The organism is Pseudomonas frederiksbergensis, assembly GCF_900105495.1.
In the GTDB taxonomy this organism is placed as follows: domain Bacteria; phylum Pseudomonadota; class Gammaproteobacteria; order Pseudomonadales; family Pseudomonadaceae; genus Aquipseudomonas; species Aquipseudomonas frederiksbergensis.
The window spans coordinates 4,120,094-4,141,155 of record NZ_FNTF01000002.1; the positions used below are offsets into that span (position 1 = coordinate 4,120,094).

Sequence of the window (21,062 nt, forward strand, 5' to 3'; positions counted from 1 at the left end):
CGCCTTCGCGAGCAAGCCCGCTCCCACAGGTTTGGGGCTTGACTCAGGCTGTAAAGTCGCTGGCGTGCAGCTCCTTGACGCCCACCAGTTCGAACTCGAACTCGGGGGTGGCATCGGCGTTGACACTGCCGTAGAGAATGCCATCGGCAAAGCGCAGTTGGCCGGTGGCGTTGGCAGGGTCGAAGGCATTGCTGCCGATGAATGTGAAGGCGTCGACAGTGGCGGTCAGCGGGTTGGCGTCCAGGCCGGTGAAGTCCAGATGATCACCCTCGGTGGTCTTGAAACCGTTGATCACATCGCGCAACGCCCCGACGCCCATGTCCGACAGCGCACCAAATGCGTAGGTATCCGCGCCTGTGCCACCGGAGAGGTTGTCGGTGCCGGCTCCGCCGATCAGCCGGTCATCGCCCGAACCGCCCACCAGCGTGTCGTTACCCGCGCCCCCGTTCAGAACGTTCGCGGCGCTGTTGCCGGACAAACTGTCGGCGTAGGCGCTTCCCGTCAGGTTTTCGAAGTATTTCAAGGTGTCGAGCCCCGAACTCACAGTGTTTTGTTGCGCTGACGTCGAGAGGTTTACGGTAACGCCAGACAGGGCGCTTTCATAAGACACCGTGTCAATGCCATCGCGCCCGTCCAGCACGTTGTTGCCGGCTCCGGCGAACAATGTGTTGTCCAGCGCGTTGCCCGTGCCATTGGCGGCACCAGTTCTATCGACATACAGATGCTCGACATTGTTGCTGAGGGTATAAGCCGTCAGGCTGCTATGTACACGGTCGATCCCCCCAGACACGGCATTGCTGCTGATCTCGACCACGCTGTCGCCGGCGTTGTCGACATAGTAGGTGTCGTTGCCATCGCCGCCGGTCATGGTATCGGCCCCTGTCGCACCATTGAGCACGTTATTGGCGGCATTGCCGGTGATGAAGTTTTCCCGCTCATTGCCGGTACCGTTGATGTCCGACACACCGGTGAGCACCAGGTTCTCGAGATTGGCGCCCAGGGCCCAACTGACCGAGGCCTGTACCGTATCGATCTGCGAGGTCGAGGTGTTGCTTTCCACCACGCGGTCGGACGCGCTATCGACTACATAGATGTCGTTGCCATCGCCACCGGTCATGGTGTCGGCGCCCAGGCGTCCATCGAGTGTGTCGTTGCCCGAAGTGCCCACCAGGGTATCTGCCTGGTCGGTACCGGAAATCATGTTCTGAGCGTTGTCGAAAATGTCCTGCACGCTGTTGTTGTCATTAGGGTTGCCCTGGAAGCCAAGGTCGCTGGCGATGTAGTCAGCCAGACGCTGGCCGACGATTTCCGCCGATTCTTCGTGCAGGTGCCAGACGTCGTCGGGATACGCCTGCGGGTCGACTTCGTGGCGCAAGGGGAGGTCGGTGTAGTCCACCGCCAGCTTGACATCGCTGCGCTCGGCGGCGATGGCTTCCTGGGCGGCGCGAACATAGCCAACCCCCTCGACGATGGAGGCAATCTTCTCTTCCGAATAACCGCGGGTACGCGCAGCGCCCTGATCGTAGTGACCGGTTTCCATCATGTACACGCTGAAGTTGCCGAGCTGGGCATGCAGGTAATCAAACACCTTCAGGGTCGCGGCCTTGTAGGCCGCTGCTGCCGCTGCTTTGTCCGTGGCGCGGCCGATCTCCTGGGCGGCTTCCTCGCCCTGGCCCCAAATGATGCCCATGGTGACGTTATCGATGGATTGCAGTTCGGTGAGCTGTTCGCGCAGCAGCGTCTCGGCGCGCAACAGCGCAGGCCCGGGTTGGTTGGTGTCGGTCAGCCACCAGCACAACTTGAGTTCCTCGGCGCTGAGGGTCGACAGGCCGGTGACCGTGCTGCCGCCTACCGCGAGGTCGATGCCGTTGCCATCGGCGTCGTTGAACTGGCTGCGCACGTCATAGGTGGTGTAGCGGTCCAGGTCGTTGACCAGCATCGAGGTGCCGGACTGATTGTCGTCTTCCGTCATGCGCAGCAGGCGTGCATTGGATTGGCCGAGGACAGGCAGGTAGAGGATGTCCTGCTGAGCACGTTCGCCGAACACGAAATCACTGGCGGTCAGGGTGTTGAGGTAGTTGCCGTTGAGGGCGATTTCGAAGCGATTGCCATTGGCGTCGACTTCGGCGGATTTGATGTAGGTCTTGTCGCCGGCCGCGTTGAGGGTCATGTACAACGTGCCATTGCTGCCATCGCCGAGGCCGAGAATGCCCAGGGCCGACACATCGATCTTGTCGACGCCCACGGTGAAGTCATAAATGGTGTCGGTGGCCGTGACACCGCCAGTGCCGTAATTGCGGTAGCTGTCGAGTAAGTTGGTGTAGCGGAAGGTGTCGGCACCGTCGCCGCCGTACAGCGAATCGCGTCCGGCGCCACCGTCGACAATGTCCGCGCCAGTGCCGGCCTTGATTGTGTCGTTGCCACCGAGGCCGAGGATCAGGTCTTCGCCCACCGTGCCGTTGAGGCTTTCAGCGTTGTTGGTGCCGGTGATGGTGTTAACGGGGGCGGGGGCATCGGCCACCGCCAGGGCGAAGCTATCGCTGACCGATGCACCGGCTGGGTCCGTGGCTTTGACCAGCACGTTGTAATTGCCGGAGGCGGTGCTGGTCGGCGTACCGGTGAAGGTCAGGTTGGTGGCATTGAAGCTCAGCCAGGCGGGCAGGGCGCTACCATCGGCCAGGGTCGCGGTGTAGCTGAGGCTGTCGTTATCCGGATCGGTAAAACTGGTGGCCGGCACCGCGTAGTTGAACGGGGTGTTTTCGGTCGCGCTCTGATCCAGCAACGCCGTTGCCACCACCGGCGCATGGTTGACCGTTGGCGAAGTGGCAAAGACAAAGTTGGCGCTGGTCAGCGTGTTGAGGTAGTTGCCGTCCAGTGTCACTTCGAAGCGGTTGCCATTGGCGTCGGCGGTCAGGGACTTGATGTAAGTCTTGGTGCCGGCACTGTTGAGCACCGCGTACACGGTGTTGTTCTTGCCATCCCCCAGGCCGGTGAATCCAGTGGCCGAGAGGTCAATCTTGTCGGCGGCGATATCGAAATCGGTGATCACGTCGCTAAGATTGGCACCGCCGGTGTTGTAGTTGCGGTAACTGTCCAGGCGATTGGAGAACGCAAAGATGTCCGCGCCAGTGCCGCCGGTGAGGGAGTCCATACCGGCACCGCCGTCGAGCTTGTCGTCGCCCGCGCCACCACTGAGGCTGTCGTTGCCCGCCAGGCCGAGCAGGGTATCGGCCGAGTCGGTACCCAACAGCGAGTCGCTGCCGCTGGTGCCGGTGATCACTCGGTTGAAGATGAAATTGCTGGCGGTCAGGGTGCTGGCCAGGTTGCCCGAGAGAATCAACTCGAAGCGATTGCCGCTGGCGTCGGCATCGTAGTCCTTGATGTAGGTGCGGTCGTTGCTGGCGCTGTAGCTGACCTGCAAGGTGCCGCCACGGCCATTGCCCAGGCCGGTGAAACCGAGGCCTGCGAGGTCGATCTTGTCCTGGGTGACGTCGAAGTCGGTGATGGTGTCATCGAAGCTTGTGGTTGCGTTGCGATAACTGTCGGACTGAGCGACGTAACGGAACGTATCGGCGCCGGCACCGCCGGTGAGTTTGTCGAGACCGGCACCGCCCACCAGAATGTCGCCACCGGCCCCACCATTGATGGTGTCGTTGCCGGCAACGCCATAGAAAATCTCGCTGGCGGCACTGCCCAGCAGGGTGTCGTTGCCAGCCGTGCCTTGCACGGTGGTCATCGGCACCGTGGCGCTGACGTAGCTGCCGTCACCATAGACCAGCGTGGCACCGTTGCTGGTGTGGCTGATGGTGTTACCGATGATGGCGTTGCGATCCGTGCCGTCTTCATTGCGCTCCGCAACGCCGTAGGTCGACAGGTTGCTGCCGGTGATGATGTTGCCCTGGATCGTGTTATCGCTGCCGTTGAAGTACTTGCCGGACACGCCCAGGGTGTCGTTGTAGGACTGGATGATGATTTCCGGTACGGGGTTGCCCAGGGAGTTGTTGGTGAGCGTGTTGTCGATGACCTCGACGTGGTTACTGCCGTAAATGCGAATCCCGGCGCTGGCGTTGTCGTGAATATCAACGCCGCTGACGGTCACCTCGCTGGACATTTTGATCAGCACCCCTTCGGCGCCGTTGCCGTACACCTCGCCACCGGTGATGGTGATATTGCTGGGGGAGGGGATGTCTTCGCTGCCGCGCTGCACCACGATGCCATTGCCGCCATTGTTGTAGGCAATGTTGTTGGTGAGGGTGAAGTCGTGGGTACTGGTGACAACGTTGAAACCGTGGCGGTCGTTGTCGTAGGCGACGTTGTTTTCGAAGGTGCTGTCGCTGAGGAAGTCAGCCACGAAGCCGTCCAGGCCATTGCCGTGGGACACGCTGTTCTTGATGACCATGTTGACGGTCTGCTCGTGCGGGTCGAAACCGTACCCGGAGCAATCCTTGATTTCGACGCTGTCGAGGGTGACGTTGGAGTCGTAGCCTTCTTCGCCGGGAATGTAGCCGTTGAACCAGCCGTCGATCTTGCCCGTAGTGCTGTCACGGTTGCCATCAATGGTGAGATTGCTGACACCGAAGTCGTGGGTTTCCTCGCCATAGGCAGAGCGGATGACCCCCGTGATCTTGGTGTCGGAGCCGTCAGCCACTTTGACCGTAGTTGCGCCCATGCCGTCGCCGTACAGGTAGACGTTGCTCTTGAGCATCAGGCAACCGTCGGAGGGTTCTTCGCCTCCCGAAACGATATAAGTTCCGGTCGGCATATACACCTGCCCACCCCCTGCGGCGGCCGCTGCATCAATTGCACTTTGTATAGCCGCGGTGTCGTCAGTGATGCCATCTCCTTTGGCGCCAAAATTTTGTACGTTAAAAATCATATGCTTATCTCCATATCAGGCCAAAACTACGATAAATGCCAATATTCCATCGGCGGCTACCGTGTTATGACCCGGTGGAGCGCAAAAGTTGTGACCACATATCGGGGAAGTGTCAAAAAACCGAACTAACTGATCAGCGGTTATGCGGTCTTTCGAAAAAACAACGTTCTGTTGACGCTGGGTCAGGTAGCGCGAGATGCCGTATGTCGTCCCCGGTGAACGTCTCGCCAGTTGGCAGTCTCTACCGCATACAGCCCTTGGAAACGGGTGCCATGTACGAAGACCGGAAATCACAAGCGCTAGCCACGTGGCATAACTTGCTGGATTGCTCTGATATCCGCATGACTGCGCAGGAGCAATATGAAGAATTGCTCCGACTGGTAGAGGTGTACCTGAGACAAGGTTTCATCGACCGAGAGGAGCGAAAGCACCTGGTGACTGAGGCGACCAAACGTTATGCCCAGGCAGTGGAAGGCGTGAGAATTGGAAGATAGGGAATAAGCGGCAAGCTGATAGCTCTCGGCCCGGGCCTGATGCCCGGCTTGCTATTGCTTTCGTGTTCGCTGCTACCTTTTCTCAAAATGATTGGCCGAGTAGCGGGGAGCAACAGGGCTGACACGATCGAGGTCGTTGCGCAGATCCGAGATAAGGGTCTCGATGGCAAAACCGTTGTTGAGCGGGGCAATCGGGATCCCGGTGACCGTCAGGATTTCCTGATTCGAGGTGCCCTGATAAAAACGAACGGTCAGCGTTGCCGGTGGATCTACCGTACAGTCGCAGCGTGTCGGCAGAAAGCTTTGCTCTACGAGGTGGCGCAGTTCCAGAGTCGATAACATGGCGACATACCTTGACGGGAGTCAGCCAAATGACTTTTGTCAGACGTGGATGGGGAAGCTCCTGGAAAGTAGATGCTTGGTGGGCTCCCTAAACACATTTGGCCAGGAGCCCCTCATCAAGTGTATTCCTCAAGCTCCCGGAGGGATTAGACCGTTTTTCTCTGGCAGCCTTGAAAGGTGGCGCATTCGTCGCGGTCGTTCAGAGAGGTTTTCTTTGTTTATCTCGCCAGCTGGCGCCCAGACGTGTACTCGGATCCCTTCAAACATCCAAACATCCGGCTACCACCCCTTTCACGCTGCACAGGGCACGATGAAGGGGAACCGCTCGCGCGCAAGTTGATCCAGGTCAAACGGCATCTGTCTATCGGCGCCATGATTTTGGTAAACATGGGCGAGAGGTCCGGTCATGACAACCAACAAGCTTGTCAGCAGGATTCACGCGGTACACGACTGGTGCTCGGGCAAAGGCTTGGCACTCGGGCACCTGCATCGGTCGGGCACCAGGCCCTGGAAACGCAAGGCAATCATCCTGCTGTCGATCCTGCTGGCGCTGGCGATGGCTTATCTTGCAACGTTTCAATTCGCCTCTCGCGCCATGCAGGATTTGATAAGTACGTGCACCGCGAGATTCGAGATAGAGCTTGAGAATGCCGGCATAGAGTCCCTTACAAATACCTTGCCTCGATCTTTGTGTGAATGCCTGGCACACAAGCTCCTCGACAAAAACGGTATGGTGCGCCTGGCGTTGGTCGATAGGCACAGGCTTGATCCTCTAGCCCTTGAACCTGTGACGGAGGAGGACGGTTCGGACTGTATCAATGCCCTGTGAGCGCCTGACGGTGGGCTGGCCCATGTAGTTCAGCCGTGATTTCCTAGAGGTGATAGCGCGATTGCACAAGGCGCGTGATCTGTTCCAATGCATTCTTGGGCGCCAGTGTTCTGTCTGTTTCAATAAGGTGTGTCTTATTGGCAAGCACATCGTCCCGAATCACCTTGCGGAACCAATTGGAAAAATCCCCCGCATCCATATCGGCGCCGCATGCGTTTGGCGAACTGTTCGGCCAACTCCCTGGCGGTGCTGCCTAGTGTCACCAGCACGTCTACCCCCTCAAGGAGGGCTGGGCATACCTGATCGAAGTCGAGGGCAACGATGATTGCACCGATGTTTCCGAGAAAACCGGGCGGCCAATCGGCACAACGCTGTAGCTGTAAACGATCTTCGGATATCAGCGGCGGCAATCGGGGATAAACTGCCGGCATCGACAGACCGTACTAGGTCGATTCCCATCAATGACATCAGGCCTGGATCCCCCATCCTAAAGAGATCGTTCGAGTCATTCGCCAAGTGAAAAGCGTTCCACACCTTGCCCGCAAGCCTTGGGAAAGTTCTCTTACATTGACTTGATCGAAACCACTTCCACAAATCGGAATTTTTTCTTGGCTGCCCTCGTAGCTTCTTGCTCGGCTAAAATGGTACTTAACGTATCGGCCTCATGAACCATCTCGTGCGTCTCGCCTTCAAATTCATTGCCCACTCGAAGTGTGACTCTCAGCCTGGGTGTAAATGTTTTCGCGACTTTCTTTTTCTCGGCCACTTTTGCTGGTTGTCTGATCACGATATCCGAGACGGGCTTCTGCGCTGGGGATTCACTGGATTGCGGAGCTTGCTCGCTACCACCGAACAGCGCGCGGCGCATTTCTTCTTCAGTTAAATCTGGATTCATGCCAATTCTCAAGAGGGGGAGGTTATGAGCAGCGAGTGCATTCTATCAGCATGGCGAGTTTGTCCAGTCGATAGTCCCACCTACTCAGATCCAATTGGGTAATGACACGGACTTGCCCACCCATTTGCATTCGATTTGACCCGTCATTTGCATCGGATTTGACCAGCACAATTCTTGGACATGACCGGCAGAGAACGGCCAATAACTGTCCTTCGCGGAGTCCGGTTTCGGGTCGGAAACTGCCGGTTGAGAGAACGACCGACGTGCTCGCCAAATGGGATCTTGGTATCTCGCACTTGCTCTACCTACGCATTGAGAGCAGCTGATTCTTTGTGTGCGGAAGCAGGACCACTATGCCATACAGTCAGGTTGTCAAAAGGCGACGGAGTCGCGGGCGTCGTCATCCAGACTCAGAGCTCGCCGGCCACCAGGTAGCGACTGGTGCACTATCCTTACAACCTCACGGACTTAGAGGTTAAAGCATGACTATATACGAGGAAGTGCTGGTTTGGTCGGAAAGGCTGCCGCCGTGGCGCAGCGACGCCTTGCGCCGTTTGTGTGTCCAGGGTGACTGGATTGATCAGGATCTTGTCGAAATTCTCGATCTCGCTAAGCAACACCATGGTGTGCGAAGCGCATTTCTGCCGGTTCTTCAGCCTGTCCTATTCGCCGCAGACCATTTTCCCGCCGAGGCGAATCGGGACCACACCGTCGTATTGCAGTCCCTGCATTCACTTACTAACGTGGGGAAGATCCCGAACAGTCAGGCTCTGAACTTCCAGCCGCATGGTCTCACCATCGTGTACGGCGGAAACGGCACGGGGAAGTCCGGTTACGCACGGGTGCTGAAGCAGGCGTGCCGTGCTCGGAGCCCAGGTGCTGTCTACGCCAATGCTTACGCTGCGGATTACCAGCAACTCATACCAAGCGCTGCTATTGACTTCGCGCTGGACGGCGCTGCCGAACAGACAACCTGGAGCAGTCATCGCGATAACATACCGCAGCCAGAACTCCGGGGCATTTCCGTTTTCGATGGCGACTGCGCTCGGCATTACCTCCAGTCACGAGAAGCTGCCAACTTTCAGCCATCTGCTCTGAATTATCTCCAGCAGTTGGCGAATGGACTCAATCAGGCTCTGCGCCCCGCGCTACAGGCTGAGATCACGGGCCTTGCAACAGACACGACACCGTTCACTGTCATTCCGTCCGACACCGATGCCGGACGGGCGGTGCATCCGATTGGCCCAACCACTGATCTGACGCGAGCGCTTGAATTGGCTACGCTCGCCGATGATGAGCAGGCAGAGCGTCTACGACTTCCGCAGGAAATCAGCGAAGCGGACCCAACTGCCCAGGCCTCGCTACTTGACCATGCTGCAACGCGGGTCGATGAATTGGCCAGCCTCATCGCTGTGGTGGCCAGCGTAGTGTCTAATGAGGCTATCGATGCCAAGCACCAGGTACATCGAGCCGTCGTTGAGGCTGAGACAGCTGAACGTGCAGCGTCCGCCATGTTGCAGGCAGGAGATGCTACACAGCTACTTCCTGGAACGGGGCAAGGTCCTTGGGCGTTGCTATTCAACGCTGCTCGTGAGTACTCGTCCAGCACTGCATATTCAGGACAGGCCTTCCCGGTCACCTATGACGATGCAGTCTGTGTACTTTGCCAACAAAAGCTCAGTCCTGAAGCGCAGGACCGCTTGCAGCGATTCGATCACTACATTCGAGACCGGGCGGCGGAGACTGCTCAGGCTGCACGCAACGCTTGGCAGCAGATCGTTCGAGAAGTCGGTCCCGCAAGTGTCGACTTCACAGTTGCCCCTAACATGCTGGAGAGCCTGAGGGCGCGTGTGCCAGCGCTTCCGGACGACATCCAGACCTTTCAGAATGACTTGGTCGCCCGACTTCAGTGGCTCAAAAGTGCGGTGGCTACTGGGGTATGGCAGGACTGTCCTGGGTATCGTGGTGCGAATCCGGTGGCGTCGATCACTCAGGTTGCGGAAGTACTTCGCGTAGAGGCGGGCCGCCTGCGCGCAAACATGGACGCAGAGGCCTTAGCGGCCAAGAAGCTACGGTTGAAAGAGCTGGAAGCGCGGCAGCTACTTTCCGAGCATATCGAAGGCATAGCACGGGTGATTGAAAACCTGGCCCACAGGGCTCGGCTCCAGAATTGCCTAAATGACATTGCAGCCACACGGCCGATGAGCGTGCTGGCTGGCCAACTGACTCGGACTTACATCAGTGAGGCTCTGGCTGGACGCATGAACGAGGAGCTCACTAGGCTGGAGCTTAGGCACGTTGAAGCTGGAGTCAGCTCAGCCGGTGAGGCCGGGGCAGTTCGCCTGGGAATTCAGCTGTTGGACTGCCAGCTTGCCCCGCACCAAGTGTTGAGCGAGGCAGAGCAGCGTATGTGTGCGCTTGCCTACTTCTTCGCTGAGCTTCACCAGTCGGGATCGACTTCCGGAATCGTTTTCGACGACCCGGTCTCAAGCCTCGACCACAGCCATCGAACCGCCGTCGCGCAACGAATTGTCGAAGAGTCCGCCAACCGGCAAGTCATTGTATTCACCCACGACGCTGTATTCTTTGGTGAACTGTTAACGCTCTGCCAAGATGCGGGTCTGGCACCTGAAGTGAGGTCGATCAGCTACCGGGCGGAAGGCCCTGGCTACGTCGATGCCGGTTTGCCGTATGACATGCGCCGGCACCGCGAGCGCATCGCGCAACACCGTCGTGACCAGCAGCAAATTGCAGCAACCTTCAACAGCCCTCCCGGAGACACTGAGCGGTATGCGATCCGTAATGCATACAGTGATCTTCGCGTGACGATCGAAATCGGTATCGAGGACACGATACTCAACGAAACTGTTGTCCGGTTCCGCGATGGAATTTCAGTAGGTCGGCTTAACGGCGTGATGGCTGTGCTGGAGCAGGAATTCCGTGAAGTGCAACGCCTGCACGACCGATGCTGCCGCAATGTGAGCGCGCATTCACATGCGGCCGGCCAGCAGCGTCCCGTAACACATCCTGATGAGTTGCTTGGGGATATTGAGGCCGTGAACACGTTGTTTACGCGTATCCGAAGCCGAAGGGGCTGAGTCGGCCGTTACGTTAGCATCTTTGCAGTGCCTGACAACCTCCGGCGCGAGGCTGCTTACGGCAAAAGCGGGCACGACAGTTCGGCCATCCCGCGTGGGGCTCGACTCGTTTTGTCCATATCTCTAATGGTTAAGGTCATGGAAAAAATAGGGGCGTGCTACCATATAGCCATCTTTTCCCAAGAAGTTTTTCTGCCTCTAGGTATTCGCCATGGACGATGTAGTCATAACGCATTTGGATGTGTACCAGAGCTGGCAAAACCATCTCTTCAATTTCAGTATCGACGATCCCAAGACGAACGCACCCGGGCTGCGCAAGCCGCAACTGGCTGCGCTTTACGCCACCTTGGGGCACCTGGTGATTGATCCTTCTTCGACCGCCACGGTGGTAATGCCGACCGGTACAGGGAAGACTGACACCATGCTCGCACTAATCATCGCTGCGAGGATGGCCAGAACCTTGATCCTGGTTCCCTCGGATGCCCTCAGAACACAGTTGGTGGGCAAGTGCACGGAGATGAAGACACTCCGCACCGTGGGGGCGGTATCGGACATAGCGCGCAACCCCATTGTTGCAGCCATCGATTCGAAGCTGTCTCAGGCACAGGTTGCAGAATTAGCTACTGCCAACATCATTGTGGCCACCCCCCAGGCCCTACTGCTATTTGAAGACGCTGCCTTGGGGGCGCTGGTGAACACGTGCAGCCACCTGATGATCGATGAGGCTCACCATGTGGTGGCAGCGAGCTGGAACCGAATCAAAACCGCCTTCAGCGGCAAACCTTGTATTCAGTTCACAGCGACGCCATTCCGGGAGGATGGTCTGGCTCTGGCCGGCAAGATCATCTACAACTACCCGCTCAGGGATGCGCAGCTTGATGGCTATTTCAAAGGCATCGAGTTCCATCCGGTACGAGAATACAACCTCAAGCTGTCTGACCAGGCCATCGCAGACAAGGCGGTTGAGCTGCTCCGGGCTGACCTCAAGGATGGGTACAACCATTTGATGATGGTGCGAGCCAAGTCGCACAAGCGGGCGACAGACCTGTTTGAGATTTATAAGCAGCACGTCGACCTAACGCCAGTCCTGATTCACAGCAAGGTGCCGAACCAAGCCAGAGTGATGGCGGAGATCGTCGAGAAGAAGCACCGGATCATCGTCTGCGTCGACATGCTTGGGGAAGGCTTCGATCTGCCTGAGCTCAAAATCGCCGCAATTCATGATCAACATCAAAGCCCCGCGGTGACGCTCCAGTTCATTGGTCGGTTGACGAGGGTTGATGCCGCCCTTGGTGATGCCAAGTTCGTGGCGAACATCGCTAATCAGAAAACCGACCACCAGATGGCAGAACTCTACAAGGAGAGTGCTGACTGGGGTGCAGTCATTCGCAACGTGAGCGAGCAAAAGGTAGGTCGGGAAATTGAGAGGGCGGACTTCAACGAGCAGTTTGCTGACGGTGACGATGCCCAAGTGATTTTTGGGCTGAACCCGAACCCCAAGATCAGCGCCGTGGCGTATCACGTCTCCTCTAAAGACTGGACACCACAGCGTGCGCAGGGTCTGGATGGACGCAGGGAAACACTGCAGTACATCTCGATCAATGATCAGGCCGATACCGTCATTGCCGTGACTCGGCGAGAGACTATGGTTGGGTGGGCTCAGACCGAAGAAATCGTCGATACCAATTGGAATCTGTACATTGCTTTCTATAACAAGGCGCAGAAAACCCTGTTCATTCACACCTCAGGTGACGATACCCAGGCAACTCGCTTTCTCAACTTGGTAGCCAAAGACCCTCGTCGCATCAATGGTGAGCCGACCTTCCGTGCGCTCCACGACATCAAGCTGATGAAGCTGCAGAACGTTGGCCTGTCCCGCGCCCGGAAAGACCTGCGATTCACGATGCACGTGGGGCGCGATATCAACCAGGTGATTAGCGACATCGAGAAAGGTAATGCGACAAAGTCCAACATCTTCGCCACCGGTTTTGAGGATGGAGAACGAACCACTGTGGGCTGCTCGCACAAGGGCAAGATTTGGGAGATGAACTCCTCTCCAATCAACTACTGGGTCGAGTGGTGCAAGCGCATGTCAGTCAAACTCAACGACAACACCATCGACCCTGCTGACGTACTCAAAAATGTCATGCGCGTTGACCAAATCAAGGACAGATGGCCAGAAGGCCTGTTCTACGCCGACTGGCCTGTGTCGATCGCGATCGAAAACGAGCAAAGGATCTCGCTATATTTTCAGGGAGAGACTTTCAACCTTCTCGACGTCGAGCTTGGTAAGCCTGAGTACAGTGGAGTGCGGACGCTGGAGATCCCCGTCCTTGTCGTGGGTAACGAAGGCGAAGAACGTCGCCTCACTACCATCGCCATCAAGTTGTTGGAGGACGGATACAAGACCTCCTGCCCAGGTGTGAAGATCCTTTACCCCCACGAAATGCCACTGGACTCCTACCTGGATGCAGAGCCGCTTGTTTTGCTCAAGGTCGACGGTTCCATGGTGCAAGGCAACTACCGTCAGTACTCGCTCAACAGCATGGATGTAAAATTGCCTGCCGGTTTGCTCGAGCCTTGGGATTGGGGAACGACGAAAATCCATCAAGAGTCCATGCGTGCAGACCGACGTAAGGACTCAGTACAAGGCTTCACCTTTGACAAGATCGCTGATGACTACTCCATAGTCTTCAACGATGACGGCAAAGGCGAAATTGCTGATCTCGTGGCAATTCGGGAAAACAAGGACGCCATTTACGTCGACCTTTACCATTGCAAATTCTGCCCCGTGACGGACGCCCCCGGGGCCCGCGTCGCCGACGTATATGAAGTATGCGGTCAGGCGTCGAGATCGGTGAAATGGCTGTACACGGACGATAAGTTCTTCAACCGACTGATGGATCGTTATCAGCAATCACTGCTGAAGGACTTCGACAGAATCCTGAAGGGCACGCCTCAGCAGTTGGAGATACTGCGCAACAAATGCCACGACCATGAGCTGATCTTCAAATTTGTGATCGTCCAACCCGCAATATCAGCGAAGAAGGTGTCGAAGGAACAGTTGGCCGTCTTGGGAACGAGCTACTCATACATCAAGAGTATCTCGGGCTCGGACATCAAGGTCATTGTCAGCCCTTAATTAAATTGCACCAGCGGAATTGCAGATGATTCCGCTGATGTCATGCTGTGATCTGCGGTTCCGATAAGCGACCGTCAGCTTCTGGCCGTTCACTGCCGTTCATGTTGGCTAAGCGTGTGGGTCAAGTCAGATCCAAATGGCTGGTCAGGTCGATTGCAAATGAGTGGTCGAGTCAGAGCAGTTGCCCAGATATCAGCAGATTGGAAAAGTCCTCCCTCAACCAGCGGTGATTTGATCTATCTGAAACGATCATCCGAATTCATTGCTAGTTGTCCAACCGCCTACGCGATAACCCGCTTGCCACCAAACATTTCATTGAGCGAGTTCCTAGGATTCTACGCACAACTACAGATTTATCTCGATAGCGCCTGGAAATCCAGGTGTAATCGGCCTGCGAGCGCTGTGTCACCCCCCATGTGTTGGGTGGCGCCGTCAGTGCGCTGAGGTAGCAGAATGGAATAACAGGCTACTCTGTCTAAAATCTGGTCAGGGGATCGGCCATGCGCACCACTTACAGCAAAAGCCAAGCTCGCCGCCGTATGCTGGTGCTGGTTGCGCAGGGGCAGACGTTCGTCATCACCCAGAAAGGAAAAGCGGCTTTTCTGCTAGTACAGGTCGAAGCAACAGGGCGTACAGATTGAAAAACCTGACTCGCCAATCCTTAACCCAAAACGGACAGCGTCTTAATGGCAGCGAAATCCCTTCACAGCGCGTAGGTTTATCAACCATCAACAGTCATTGCGGGCGTAGATTGAGTGCGAAGTCCATCGAATCCTGCGGGAAGAGGCAGAAGGGTAAACACAGATTTTGAAAAGCGATGTTTCCAGTTTGGCTGACAGTTTATTAGACGACTAAGGGGCAATTCGCGTCGCCTTATAGTCGAGACCACTGCATTACCTCACCCAACCATAGGGCGTCCCATTTCGTGCGAACCCCAAACCTTGAAAAACTGCTCAGTCAGACCCTTGAGGTCGTTATTCGTGCCGGGCAACTACTAATTGCCGAGTGGGCGAGAGTTGACGGACCTCGGGGTCAAGGTGACAAGGCCGCCGTAGACGAAGAAATCGAACAGTTCTTACATCAGCATCTACTGAAGCTGCTTCCTTGCGACTTCTGGGGAGAAGAGACCGGACATCTTCTGACCGGCCATCCGTGGTGCTGGGTAGTTGACCCGAACGACGGGACCGCAGATTTTCTCAAGGGGCTCAAAGGCTCATCCCTTTCCATCGGTCTATTGCACAAACAGTCGCCGGTATTAGGTGTTGTGTATGCCCCCGTCACCGTTGAGGGAACGCCTGATTGCATTGCTTGGGCAGAAGGGATGGCCGAGGTGAACCGCAATGGACAGTCGGTCACGTCACGGCTTACGACCAAAACGCTGTCGAGCGACGAGTTCGTGATGGTCAGTGCCGCCGCAATCAATAAGCCTGAACTTAATAGCGAGCTCTGCAGCCCCAGCACTTTTGTAGCAATGCCATCCATTGCCTACAGGCTCGCCAAAGTCGCCGCCGGGGAGGGGGTCTGTGGCGTCTCTCTTTATCCGGTTTCAGCACATGACGTTGTCGCGGGCCACGCACTCTTGATAGGAGCGGGCGGCGTTTTATTTGATGAGCGAGGCGAAGTGATTACCTACGTTACCGAAGCCAATATGCAAACGGTTTCACAACGGTGCTTCGGTGGTTCAGTGGCCGCGTGCCGGGTCTTGCTGGCTCGTGAATGGGATCTTATTTTCACTTAATACCCAACCAACCCGCTGCCCAACTTATTCGAGCAACTGGTATCGTTTGTATTTGACCGATTCAACTGTACACAGCCCGCAAGAGCCCAACCGAAAACCTCTCTAATGAAATCTCCTAAAACCCAGGCGTCGATTAGCGGAACGCTTACGCTCCGAATTTTGAATCTAGGCAGGACCTCCCCATTCCAGCGCTTGAAGTACCCGACGAACCTGCTTGCCTCCAATCTCAGTGCCACAGAGCAGTACTGGCGTATCTCCGCCGAGGGCTTTGTTTGGCTTCGACATCCAGCACGCGGCCATATTTCTATTTTGGAACACCTGTTCAGCCAAATGGCAGACCACGGCAACACGATCTAGCCGTTCTGAAGCGACGGAGTTGAGGGGCTTTTGCTCACGGCTACGTCGCTTGAACGTGGAGATTGACGTGTTGAGGAGTATCTCTAAGCTATGCCCCTGGAGGTCAAAAGCTATGCAAACCACCTGGAAAAGCTCAGCGGAAAACCCTGCTTTGATCTGGAGCAATCGCTCTGAGTCCTTCAGTAAAACGCGATTGGCGCTGAAATCCGAGAATGCGGCGATAGCGGCATCACGCAATTCGCCTTTCTTGTTTAGCTGACGCCGAGCGGTCGTTGGGGTATTCATTGTTTCAGTATGGATGAGCAACGGGAAACCTGGATGGAGCCTTCCGGGAAGGGGGCGGCGAACCGTCACCAAAAAATCATCGCGCAATTGTAGAGCTGAATACGGGCCCCGAAGCTCCGAAAGGCAAAGTGTCGCTATGTTCCTCTATTCGTCCCGCCAAAGCCACGTCATCTCGAGTTGGAAAGTGCCGTAACAAAAACTTGGCATCACGTCTTACCCGATCTGGAAGCGAATTATCTCGGCATAGCTCAACTAAAAATTCGCGAGTCTGCACCACCGCGCGGGAACGCTCGTCTGGCATCGTCATTATTCATCTCCATGAGGACGGATGCGACGCTCCGCTACAGCCTGCTGAGTTGGCCATGAAATAGCATGACGAAGTGCGGCCTGCATCCAGGTAGGAATCTCACAGTCCGCGATTTTCTTGAATTCAGACGGAGCCATTTTAGCTTTGATACTAGCTATGACCGTATCGCTCACGCCATTTTTGCCTAAGTAGAAGAGGGCGCAAAGCGCTAATCCGACGATCGTGCCAGCATGCTGTAGTTTTTGAGAGGCAACGTGGAGCAAACGTATGCGCTTCGCCCCAACTTTCACCTCGCGGCTAGCGCCACTCGTATAATAAACCGGTCTGATCTGCATCTGAGTGCTCAATCCGAAATACCTGACAGCCTGTGCACCATGTACCTGAATAATTTCACGATTATGACTAGCGATTGCTCCTAGGACTGACTTAGTACTTGGTCGCACATAACCAGTGAAGTGGCTCAGCTTTGGTCGCATGTAAATACCACGACTCAGTCGCTCCAGCTCACCTGATGCAGCAAGGCGAGATAAGGCTTTGGCCACAGCCCCTGGCGAACCTAAATTAGCAAAGCGATTGATACTGAAAGGCTGCGCTTTCGGGGTGTACTTGAGGCGTTTGACGATATTGGCGGTAACAGACATGACACACCAGTCTTGAGCGTTTGAGGCGGTGCTGCGACGATTTAGGCATAGCAGCCTTATGGTCGATGTCAGTCGCGCTTTTTTTTGACTGCTGGGAATAGAACCCTAACGCTTTTTAGGTTCACCTCGGTGTTCACCCCCAAGTGCGTGTAGGTGCGATCAGAAACCTTGAACAGCGGAACCCGTTCCCCCTGTGGATTAATCGCCTCACTTGCCTCAAGGAGCGGCTCCATTTTCCAATGACCGGTTTCATTTACGAAACCAGGGGTGACGTACTGAATGGATCGCACCCGAAATGACTCATGTTGGACCTTGAGAATGTCTTTCAGTGCCTAAAATGAGGACACCATGAGCATTTCCCCAACGAATTCCTTACCATATCGAACGTGTGCTTCAAGGTAAAACCAAGGGATCATTACCGTCTGCCGCATGAACGGACGCCCCAGAAAATCAGCATTGAAAAGGCTGGAAATAATAGTCGGCCCTTCATGATCCGTGTTCATCGCTGGTACCTCAGCATCTCGAATGAACAATATATGTTGTAGTCATATATTGCGCAATGTCGCCTTATCGTTCCTTTTGTGAGAAGCAAAATGGAACTGAAAGAAGCATTTGGGGCGACGCTCCGACAGGCTCGCCTTCGGAAAGGCCTGACTCAGGAGCATTTTTCGTTGGTAAGCAGCCGCACAAATGTCAGTTTGCTTGAGCGTGGAGGGACCAGCCCGACGCTTGTAAAGCTCGAGGAGTTGTGCAGCGTTTTGGGAGTTCATCCCGTCAGCCTGGTAACGGCGTGCTATATGCGAAAGGAAAACATCACGGATCTCAAAGCGTTTCTAGCTCAAGTGCGAAAGGATCTGGAAGCCATCGACTCTTGAAAAGCCATTGATCAAAGGCTCAGTGGCTCACCTAATTTTGGTGAAGCAAGAAAAAGAAAAGGTCAATTTGTTCGTGATGGGAAGCTAGAAGGTGTTAAGCGACTCATCGCAACGAAAGACGCATTGCCTCGATAATCTGGATTTTGCGGATGCAGGCGTAAAGCTGAAATGCGCCGGACCAACAGCCAGTCGCGTTGCACGCAATCAGCCGAGGCGCATCAACTCATACAACGTTCGTAAGGGTGCTGCGGGATCAAGTTTCGCACGCTCTGACCCGAGAGCTGGAGCTCGTACAAATTGCGAAAAGTTTCAGATTTGCAGATTTCTTTGCACGACAGTTTCAAATTTACCTTTCATAAGGGGAGCGTTACCGGCATTTCTGATGGAAAAGTTTCAAATTCATGAAGTCACAAGCCCGATAAACCGGAATTTCAGAGGCAACGCTGAACCTGTAATGCGCCGGTGCCGAATCCAAATCGAAGGAGCAGGGCAGGGATGAGCTCATGAACAAAAAAGCCTTTAGGCTATCTGCGCATTTTGAGCTCTTTGACTGAGCGAGCTCTTTGCTCATCAAGGCTGTTGTAGTAAGTATTTTGTGTGGTGCTAAGGCTGTTATGACGCAAATCCGCTTGTAGGTCTTTCATGTCACGAAGTGGCGCGTCAAACGTAGCCGCGGTATGGCGAAGCCAGTGCAGAGACGCTGAGCGAAGCTGGTCGATTTCATCCTCACTCCAACCTTCACACTGCATACGTTGCAGTGCCCGATCAAACACCGTTTGAAGAAGCGATCGTATGTGTCGATCCGACAGTCCGCCGCGTCCTTTGAGCGTCGCAATCAACGGTGTTTTTTCTTGTGGTGAGGGAAGAGGTGACAGTTCCAATGATCGGCGATAACGCACTAGATACTCCTGGATATACTCGTCCCGGACACTGATCTTGGCCCCTTTGTTGCCTTTGCCGACGACGTGAAACCACCAGTTACCCGTCGTGTCTCGTCGAATGTCTCCCATAGTCGGCCGCCAGTTATCACGGCCGACCAGATCAGACACTCGGAGGTACATTGCGAACAGCGTGGCCAGCACAAACAGCGTGCGCTCGTGGCGAGCGTCTTCGTCAGCCATCTGTTCTGCCGTGTCGATTACAAAACTCCACTGAAGCTCAGTGAGCGATCGGGACGCGACGTCCTGTATGTTCCGCTGTTTGTAAATCGACTTCTGTTTGATGGCCCGGAACGGATTAGCCTCTGTAAGGCCTTCATCCATCGCGTGTTGAAAGAAACTACCGCAGACAGCGAAGACCTGAGCCACCGAGCCTTGGGCCATATGGTAAGGACGTGAGGAGAGTTCACTGATCGCCTCATTCCCAAGCTTGCGTTCCCGTTTTGAAACGGTGTAACAGAAAGGCCTCCAATCAGAATTCACGACGTACTCATCTGACTCAAAACGCTTCCGGCCGCCGACGCGCTTGAACCTGGACTTGACTACAGGACCAACCCAGTCCGCCGGCGGGTTAAGACAAAACTCCATAAATTGCTCCGCATCAGTGCGGCGAAGCTCCAACAGCGGTTTCCGCGCCACAATCAGCGACCAGAGCAACAGGCGCTCGACATGTGTCCTGAAAGAATTGAAGGTGGACTGGTTGCCGGCGTACGATTTCAAAAAACTCCGCACGACCAAGTAGCTGTCAACGGCGTGACAATTATCCTCGAAACTCTTGAGATATTGCTGGACGGCTGCACGCTCATTATTAAGTTGGAGAAAGTTGAGCTCGTGGAAGCACTCGAAGGTATCAAACAGCGGTTGAGGGATGCGTGACATGAATGGACCAATACGGTACTGGAATGGCATTAGCTTGGACGGCTAAGCGGAGTTATGCAATATCCGGGTCTGACAGTTATCGGATATTACACCACACCTAATCCTTCTCTCCGCCTCGGGTATGACGCACACCATGTCCACGATGAAGGTAAGTAGAAGCTGACGACAAATTCAATGTTCTGCGCACATCAGAGATTGTAACACCTATCCGGAGGCATCCTCACTTCGAGTGCGGAAACCGTCGGCAAAACAGGTTCAACGATTCCTCGGACATCAATCGTGACGCTGGGATGTAAGATTATGAGCAGTCAGACAACGGAATGAACCTCAGCTATTGTCTGATTTGATGTAGTCATCGACCGGAAAGATGCAAACCATCGATATTTTTTAGAAGGCGTGTTCATACTGGGGGAAATTATTGAAAGGAGCGCACCTAAAGGGTTCCAGGGGAATAGGCACTGAAATGCATAAGTCTAAATCGCCGGAAAAACGACGGAAATCAGCCGGAAAAACGTATTTGGTCAACCAGAGTTGCATCAGTTGTGTCTAAACCCGAGAAATTTATGGGGCCGTTTCCGGAGAACAAGCCCTGGTTAGGGAATCACGACCTATGCAGAAAAATTTTTTCTTTTTAAAACAGATAGATAGGACGTAGGAGGAAATTCCGGCTAACCATAGTCGCTGACAAGTGCTTTGAGCTGCTCATGAACATATCTGACATAGCACCTCGTTTAACATAATATACATTACACGTAACGATATGTTTCGAGATTAACCCAGCTGCGCGCAGATTTTGCAGCGTTCAAATCACCTCTGCCACTCAACGTCTCAATCAGCTGCGTGTGTTCGGGAAATTACTCTGTATGTTGCTGGCCGACCAACTCCATATCTGCAAAATCAAACCCTGGCGTAACCGCTTCACCAACCAGACCGTATCCCGCCAATCCATTTGTAAGCTGCGGAGCTTTTCCAGACGCCCCCCGGGACATGTAAACAGCAGACATTGTTCGGCGCGATTCATCATTGCCCATCACACCGTTTTTAATGTGCCGTCCGGAAAATCCGGCCTGCACTGAATTGCATCTCCCACTTGGTATTAAATGCACGATGTCTGATTGGTTCAAATGACCATCGGCGAACTCTTCATCAGCAAGTAATAAACAGATGTCATCAGGCAGCGCCGACCGCCAGCGGTCCCAACCATCGCGCGGCGTTGAGCTTGAAAGGTTCTGCGTTAGAAACCGTTTTTATGTGGGAGCCTCAACGCTGTGATTACAGCCTGTAGCGCTGGGAATGTGTTCATCAAAGGTGTTGGTAAATCATGTGAAATAACGAGCATCTAATGCTCTGGCGCTATCGTGTCTAT

Annotated in this window: 14 protein-coding genes and 1 pseudogene; 6 read left to right on the plus strand and 9 right to left on the minus strand. The window is 55.0% G+C overall.

What is annotated here, in order from left to right:
* Nucleotides 1–43: 43 nt before the first annotated feature.
* Together BLW70_RS19375 and BLW70_RS19385 are read right to left on the minus strand one after the other, a co-directional pair.
* Nucleotides 44–4,876 (minus strand): M10 family metallopeptidase C-terminal domain-containing protein, encoded by a 4,833-nt coding sequence (locus BLW70_RS19375; protein WP_074876644.1) that lies wholly within the window; start codon nt 4,874–4,876, stop codon nt 44–46.
* A gap of 566 nt (nt 4,877–5,442) precedes the next feature.
* Nucleotides 5,443–5,712 carry a DUF1652 domain-containing protein gene (locus BLW70_RS19385; RefSeq protein ID WP_074876648.1) on the minus strand — a complete coding sequence of 90 codons (270 nt, stop codon included), beginning with the start codon at nt 5,710–5,712 and terminating at the stop codon, nt 5,443–5,445.
* Between the two features lie 406 nt (nt 5,713–6,118).
* On the opposite strand from BLW70_RS19385, the gene BLW70_RS19390 reads away from it, so the two are divergent.
* The gene (locus tag BLW70_RS19390) at nt 6,119–6,541 is read left to right on the plus strand and encodes a hypothetical protein (RefSeq protein ID WP_074876650.1); all 423 of its coding nucleotides are present in this window, start codon (nt 6,119–6,121) and stop codon (nt 6,539–6,541) included.
* Between the two features lie 43 nt (nt 6,542–6,584).
* Here the strand turns inward: BLW70_RS19390 and BLW70_RS31515 are convergent.
* Together BLW70_RS31515 and BLW70_RS19395 are read right to left on the minus strand one after the other, a co-directional pair.
* Nucleotides 6,585–6,918: pseudogene (locus tag BLW70_RS31515) on the minus strand (HAD-IIB family hydrolase); the annotation flags it as partial.
* Between the two features lie 185 nt (nt 6,919–7,103).
* Nucleotides 7,104–7,436 carry a hypothetical protein gene (locus BLW70_RS19395; RefSeq protein ID WP_074876652.1) on the minus strand — a complete coding sequence of 111 codons (333 nt, stop codon included), beginning with the start codon at nt 7,434–7,436 and terminating at the stop codon, nt 7,104–7,106.
* A gap of 482 nt (nt 7,437–7,918) precedes the next feature.
* Between BLW70_RS19395 and BLW70_RS19400 the strand changes: the two genes are divergently transcribed.
* The 4 genes from BLW70_RS19400 to BLW70_RS19410 all read left to right on the plus strand — a co-directional run bounded on the left by BLW70_RS19400 (nt 7,919) and on the right by BLW70_RS19410 (nt 15,414).
* A complete protein-coding gene (locus BLW70_RS19400) occupies nt 7,919–10,534 on the plus strand; it encodes an AAA family ATPase (RefSeq protein ID WP_074876654.1) in 2,616 nt (871 codons plus the stop codon).
* A 211-nt stretch (nt 10,535–10,745) separates the two neighbouring features.
* Nucleotides 10,746–13,676: a DEAD/DEAH box helicase gene (locus BLW70_RS19405; RefSeq protein ID WP_074876656.1), complete on the plus strand. Its 2,931-nt coding sequence runs from the start codon at nt 10,746–10,748 to the stop codon at nt 13,674–13,676.
* A 500-nt stretch (nt 13,677–14,176) separates the two neighbouring features.
* Nucleotides 14,177–14,317: a hypothetical protein gene (locus BLW70_RS30725; protein WP_159439168.1), complete on the plus strand. Its 141-nt coding sequence runs from the start codon at nt 14,177–14,179 to the stop codon at nt 14,315–14,317.
* 284 nt (nt 14,318–14,601) lie between these two features.
* On the plus strand, nt 14,602–15,414 hold the full coding sequence (locus BLW70_RS19410) for an inositol monophosphatase family protein (protein WP_074876658.1): 813 nt from the start codon (nt 14,602–14,604) through the stop codon (nt 15,412–15,414).
* 165 nt (nt 15,415–15,579) lie between these two features.
* On the opposite strand, the gene BLW70_RS19415 is transcribed toward BLW70_RS19410, so the two are convergent.
* The 3 genes from BLW70_RS19415 to BLW70_RS29825 are packed head-to-tail and all read right to left on the minus strand — an operon-like array spanning nt 15,580 to nt 17,004.
* A complete protein-coding gene (locus tag BLW70_RS19415) occupies nt 15,580–16,077 on the minus strand; it encodes an antitoxin Xre/MbcA/ParS toxin-binding domain-containing protein (RefSeq protein WP_315903115.1) in 498 nt (165 codons plus the stop codon).
* 55 nt (nt 16,078–16,132) lie between these two features.
* Nucleotides 16,133–16,363, minus strand: coding sequence for a BPSL0761 family protein (locus BLW70_RS31155; protein WP_074876662.1), 231 nt, complete (start codon nt 16,361–16,363; stop codon nt 16,133–16,135).
* Entirely contained in the window at nt 16,363–17,004 is a 642-nt protein-coding gene (locus tag BLW70_RS29825; protein WP_174553769.1) for a DUF6088 family protein, read from the minus strand. Before BLW70_RS29825 ends, BLW70_RS31155 begins: the two co-directional genes overlap by 1 nt.
* Nucleotides 17,005–17,597: 593 nt before the next feature.
* Here BLW70_RS29825 and BLW70_RS19435 point away from each other — a divergent pair.
* The gene (locus tag BLW70_RS19435; RefSeq protein ID WP_074876666.1) at nt 17,598–17,879 is read left to right on the plus strand and encodes a helix-turn-helix domain-containing protein; all 282 of its coding nucleotides are present in this window, start codon (nt 17,598–17,600) and stop codon (nt 17,877–17,879) included.
* 524 nt (nt 17,880–18,403) lie between these two features.
* Here the strand turns inward: BLW70_RS19435 and BLW70_RS19440 are convergent.
* On the minus strand, nt 18,404–19,696 hold the full coding sequence (locus tag BLW70_RS19440) for a tyrosine-type recombinase/integrase (protein WP_174553770.1): 1,293 nt from the start codon (nt 19,694–19,696) through the stop codon (nt 18,404–18,406).
* An 854-nt stretch (nt 19,697–20,550) separates the two neighbouring features.
* The gene (locus BLW70_RS31520) at nt 20,551–20,802 is read right to left on the minus strand and encodes a cupin domain-containing protein (RefSeq protein WP_413037963.1); all 252 of its coding nucleotides are present in this window, start codon (nt 20,800–20,802) and stop codon (nt 20,551–20,553) included.
* Between the last annotated feature and the right edge of the window lie 260 nt (nt 20,803–21,062).